Source organism: Acinetobacter sp. V2 (assembly GCF_001188385.1).
GTDB classification, from domain to species: domain Bacteria; phylum Pseudomonadota; class Gammaproteobacteria; order Pseudomonadales; family Moraxellaceae; genus Acinetobacter; species Acinetobacter oleivorans.
Map to the genome: position 1 here is coordinate 150331 of NZ_JZFB01000005.1, position 4194 is coordinate 154524.

Sequence of the window (4194 nt, forward strand, 5' to 3'; positions counted from 1 at the left end):
GACTTTCGTTATTATTCTGGACGAAAGTTATTTGTTATTTATGACAATATAAATGGGCTATCATTCTTTGAATAGCCCATTTTTTATACTTTTTCGTAATAAAATTATAATGATGTTAGAAATTTAAAAAGTAGAGATATAAGTGCATATCTCTACTGAAATGTAATTAAAATTAACAATTTAAGCTTTTTTTACAAATTCAGATTTTAACTTCATCTGACCAATACCATCAATTTTGCAATCGATATTGTGGCCATCACTTGCATCTGGAACTAAACGAATCGTTTTTACTTTCGTACCTACTTTTACGACTGAAGATGAACCTTTAATTTTTAAGTCTTTAATAACAGTTACGCTGTCGCCATCAGCTAATACATTTCCATTAGCATCTTTAATAATTTCTTGTTCTTCAGTAAGCAGTGCATCCCCTTCTTTCCACTCATTTGAGCATTCAGGACAAATCAATAAGTCGCCATCTTGGTAAGTATATTCTGATTGGCATTTTGGGCAGTTTGGCAAAGACATGAAAAAAATCTCAAAAAGTATATTATGCGAGATATGACTCATTTTTTAAAGTTTTAAATAAAAGACTTTTACCAAAAAAAAATTTATATATTCATTTTGAGTTTTTACTTAATAAATATTCTTTCAAAATAATTGCATGGTTATTTTCAACATCTTTTGCTGAATATAAAAGCGTAACTGTATGTTCTACTGCGATGTGTTGTAGCTCTTCAAATGCGGAGTTGGTTTCAAGCTCTTTTAAATAACGCTGCTTAAATTCTTCCCAATAATCTGGCGTTGCTGCATGGAACCACTTGCGCAGTTCAGTTGAAGGTGCCACTTCTTTTAACCACAAATCTAAATGAGCAGTTTCCTTACTAATTCCCCTACTCCATAAACGATCAACCAAAATTCGCTTCCCATCATTAGGCTCAGCATTTTCATAAATTCTTTTAATGTGTATATCCATAATCTTTCTCTGTGTAAGTTTTACATTTTAGATAGATCTTATAAAAGAAAAGTGAGCAGATTTAGCTCCACTCACTTTTTAAATATTTCATTAAAATTTTAGAAGGTTTATTGGTCAGGAATATCTGCTTCAATTAACAATGTTAGTAAAGATAAAGATTCTTGCCATCCCAAATAACAAGCTTCCTCAGGAATAACTTCAGGTATGCCTTCTTGCGTAATATGTACTTCCGTGCCTACCAATACGCTTTTTAACGTAATAGTCACTTGCATAGTGCCTGGTAAATTTGGGTCGTCGAATTGATCGTTATATCGAATTAATTCATTTGGAACTAATTCAACATATGTTCCACCAAAAGCGTGTGTTGAACCTGTCGAAAAATTGGTAAAACTCATTTTATATGAGCCACCAACACTTGCATCAAAACTATGAACCTTGGCAGTAAAGCCGTGCGGCGGTAACCACTTGACTAAAGCATCTGGGTCTAAAAATGCACGGTAAACTCGCTCGGCTGGAGCCTTAAACACGCGATGAAATTTTACTGTTCCTGTTGCCATCATATTCTCCTTATTTTAATTTCTTTTAAATTATCGAAATTATGCTTATTAGCTTAAACCTTCCGATTTATCCGAACGTATATTTTTGGTGTTTTTTCAAACAAAATACTTTTTTCAGGCGAAATCAAATTACGAAAACTAGGGCTGATTTTTTAGTAAAAATGGAGCAAAATAGTCAGCAATCATAAAGAAATATATTGAATTTGAGATTAATTATGAGTCTGCTCGCTTTCTCCTCATATGCTTTAAACGGTGTAGATGCACAGAAGTTTTTACAAGGCCAAGTTACTGTAGATACTGAACGTTTAGCTGAAAATGAAACTCGCTATACAGCGATCTGTGATCTTAAAGGTCGTATTCACTTTGGCTTGTGGCTAAAAAAGATTAATCCTGAAAGTTTTGAAATTGTAGTTGCTCAAGATCAAGCTGAAGAGTTTGCCAAACATATTAAAAAATTTGGTGCTTTTTCGAAAATGACCTTGAGTGAACAAGGCGCTGTGTTCCCAAAAGTTGTGAATCATCAAACTGAGTTCAATACGACTGAAACTGATATTTCTGAATGGCAAAAACAAGCCATTATGACGGGTCAAGCGTGGATTACACAGGCAACTGAACATGAGTTCCAGCCCCAAGAATTGCGTTTACATCAACGTGAAGGTGTCAATTACGATAAGGGCTGTTACTTAGGTCAGGAAATTGTGGCGCGTCTTTGGTTTAAAGCAAAACCAAAACACTGGTTACATCTGGTTCAGGGTACAGGTGAGGCGCCTGCTTCAGCAACTCAATTAAATAACGATGTTGAAGTCGTTAATAGTGTTGCAAATGATCAAGGTTATCTTGCGTTAGTTGTTGCTAAACCTGCTGCTCTACAAGAGTTGGGACTTCAAGTTCTTGAGTTACCTGAAGCTTTAAGTCGCGATGTTGCAAGACCACAATAATAATTTTATTAGCTCGAATTGCCCACTTCTAAGTTAGTGGGCTTTTTTATAGATACAAAACACTAATGATTTCATTAGATTAGAACGTCAATTTTTTAAGTTTTATATGCCATCATTAGCCCTGTTGAAATTAAAGAGAAAAAAGATGAAAACTAAACTTGCTACACTCATGTTGAGTCTGGCTATTTTCGGTTCTGCTCATGCTGACGTTAAAGCCCTTGAACAAAATCTTAAGACGAATTATCCAGATTTGCCTGTAAAAGGTGTTTATCAATCTCCTGTTCAAGGCATATATGAAGTGTACACAAGCGGCCGCATTGTCTATACAAACCAAGATGCTAAGTACTTTTTTGTTGGTAACCTAGTCGACATCAAACAACAAAAAAACATGACTGAAGAACGTATTGCCGAACTGGGCAAAATTGACGTTAAAAGTTTGCCATTAAATCAGGCCATTAAATATGTAAAAGGTAAAGGCGAACGTACGATCTATGTCTTTAGTGACCCAGATTGCCCATATTGCCAGCGCTTAGAGCAAAATATGGTTGGTGTTGATAACGTAACGGTATATGTATTCCTTTATCCTCTTACTAGTTTGCATCCAAATGCTGAAAAAGTTTCAAATCAAATCTGGTGCTCAAAAAATCCAGCAGAAGCTTGGACAAACTACATGCTTAACCGCAAATTGCCGACTAATAGCAAAAGTTGCTCGAGTCCAATTCAGAAAAATATCGCTTTAGGTCAAAAATTAAATATTGATGGAACACCTACCCTGTTCTTGCAAGATGGCCAAAGACTCTCTGGTGTACCAAGTGATGCCAAGCAAATTGAAGCATTACTTCAGTCAGCAAAATAATAATATTACCCACTCCGTTATATGAATGTGAGTGGGTCTTTTTTCTCCACAATTTGCCCGAAGTGCAGCGCTTTATATACAAATCGGCTGTTTACTTTCAGCAATCAATATTTATGATGAGAAATGAAACTATTTAATGCATCAATGGAATGATGTAGCTACGAAGTAAAAGGTTAAAAAGAAATGAAGAAATTACTAATCGCAAGCCTAATCACCCTTTCAAGTGCATCAATTTTTGCAGCGGATAGCACAACGACTGCTGCTAAAACCGATGTTTTCAAACAAGCTGAACAACTCTACGCAGCAAAAAATTACTCTGCTGCATTTCAAGAAATGCAACGCCTAGCACAAACAGGGAATGCTCAAGCCATCTATAACTTAGGTTATATGACTCAAATGGGCCAAGGTACAGCAAAAGACTCTTCTAAAGCCCTCAAATATTATGAAGATGCTTCAAATAAAGGTTACGCCCAAGCGAGTTACACGCTTGCACAAATTTATGAGACTGGTGAATTAGGGGTTGCCAAAGACAGCAACAAATTCAGTCAATATATTCAAAAAGCATCGGCTCAAGGTTCTGATGATGCAACTGTGAAAATTGCGACGATTTTATTTGCTCAGAAGAAACCGCAGTCACATCAAATTGCTCTTCAAAAGTTAGCGCCTTTAATTAGAAAAGGTAACTATCCAGCGACTCAGGTGAAAGCACTTTATGATATTAGCCAAGGTGTGGAAAATAAAAATCCGTTAATGAAACGCCAAGGTATCGAAGCTTTGCAATCGATTGCTCAAAAAGGCTACGCTCCTGCGTCTATGGCTTTAGCGACCATGATGGCGAATGGCAATATCATTCCGCAAAATTTACCTGAG

Annotated in this window: 6 protein-coding genes; 3 read left to right on the forward strand and 3 right to left on the reverse strand. The window is 36.0% G+C overall.

What is annotated here, in order from left to right:
- Positions 1-180 precede the first annotated feature (180 nt).
- The 3 genes from UC75_RS15320 to UC75_RS15330 all read right to left on the reverse strand — a co-directional run bounded on the left by UC75_RS15320 (position 181) and on the right by UC75_RS15330 (position 1533).
- A complete protein-coding gene (locus tag UC75_RS15320) occupies positions 181-525 on the reverse strand; it encodes a zinc ribbon domain-containing protein YjdM (RefSeq protein WP_049838080.1) in 345 nt (114 codons plus the stop codon).
- A gap of 91 nt (positions 526-616) precedes the next feature.
- Positions 617-973, reverse strand: a complete 357-nt coding sequence (locus tag UC75_RS15325) for a DUF488 domain-containing protein (protein ID WP_049838081.1) — start codon at positions 971-973, stop codon at positions 617-619.
- A 107-nt stretch (positions 974-1080) separates the two neighbouring features.
- Positions 1081-1533: an SRPBCC family protein gene (locus UC75_RS15330; protein ID WP_128825297.1), complete on the reverse strand. Its 453-nt coding sequence runs from the start codon at positions 1531-1533 to the stop codon at positions 1081-1083.
- Positions 1534-1745: 212 nt separating this feature from the next.
- Between UC75_RS15330 and UC75_RS15335 the strand changes: the two genes are divergently transcribed.
- The 3 genes from UC75_RS15335 to UC75_RS15345 all read left to right on the forward strand — a co-directional run.
- Entirely contained in the window at positions 1746-2468 is a 723-nt protein-coding gene (locus UC75_RS15335) for a YgfZ/GcvT domain-containing protein (protein WP_049838083.1), read from the forward strand.
- Between the two features lie 145 nt (positions 2469-2613).
- Positions 2614-3324: a DsbC family protein gene (locus tag UC75_RS15340; RefSeq protein WP_005309781.1), complete on the forward strand. Its 711-nt coding sequence runs from the start codon at positions 2614-2616 to the stop codon at positions 3322-3324.
- Positions 3325-3507: 183 nt separating this feature from the next.
- The coding region (locus UC75_RS15345; protein WP_228137420.1) for a tetratricopeptide repeat protein at positions 3508-4194 on the forward strand (687 nt) is incomplete at its 3' end.

Bases quoted from the DNA above. Each gene is read 5' to 3' on its own strand.
- UC75_RS15325 (WP_049838081.1), bottom strand. From the start codon at position 973: ATGGATATACACATTAAAAGAATTTATGAAAATGCTGAGCCTAATGAT.
- UC75_RS15320 (WP_049838080.1), bottom strand. From the start codon at position 525: ATGTCTTTGCCAAACTGCCCAAAATGCCAATCAGAATATACTTACCAA.
- UC75_RS15335 (WP_049838083.1), top strand. From the start codon at position 1,746: ATGAGTCTGCTCGCTTTCTCCTCATATGCTTTAAACGGTGTAGATGCA.
- UC75_RS15340 (WP_005309781.1), top strand. From the start codon at position 2,614: ATGAAAACTAAACTTGCTACACTCATGTTGAGTCTGGCTATTTTCGGT.
- UC75_RS15330 (WP_128825297.1), bottom strand. From the start codon at position 1,533: ATGATGGCAACAGGAACAGTAAAATTTCATCGCGTGTTTAAGGCTCCA.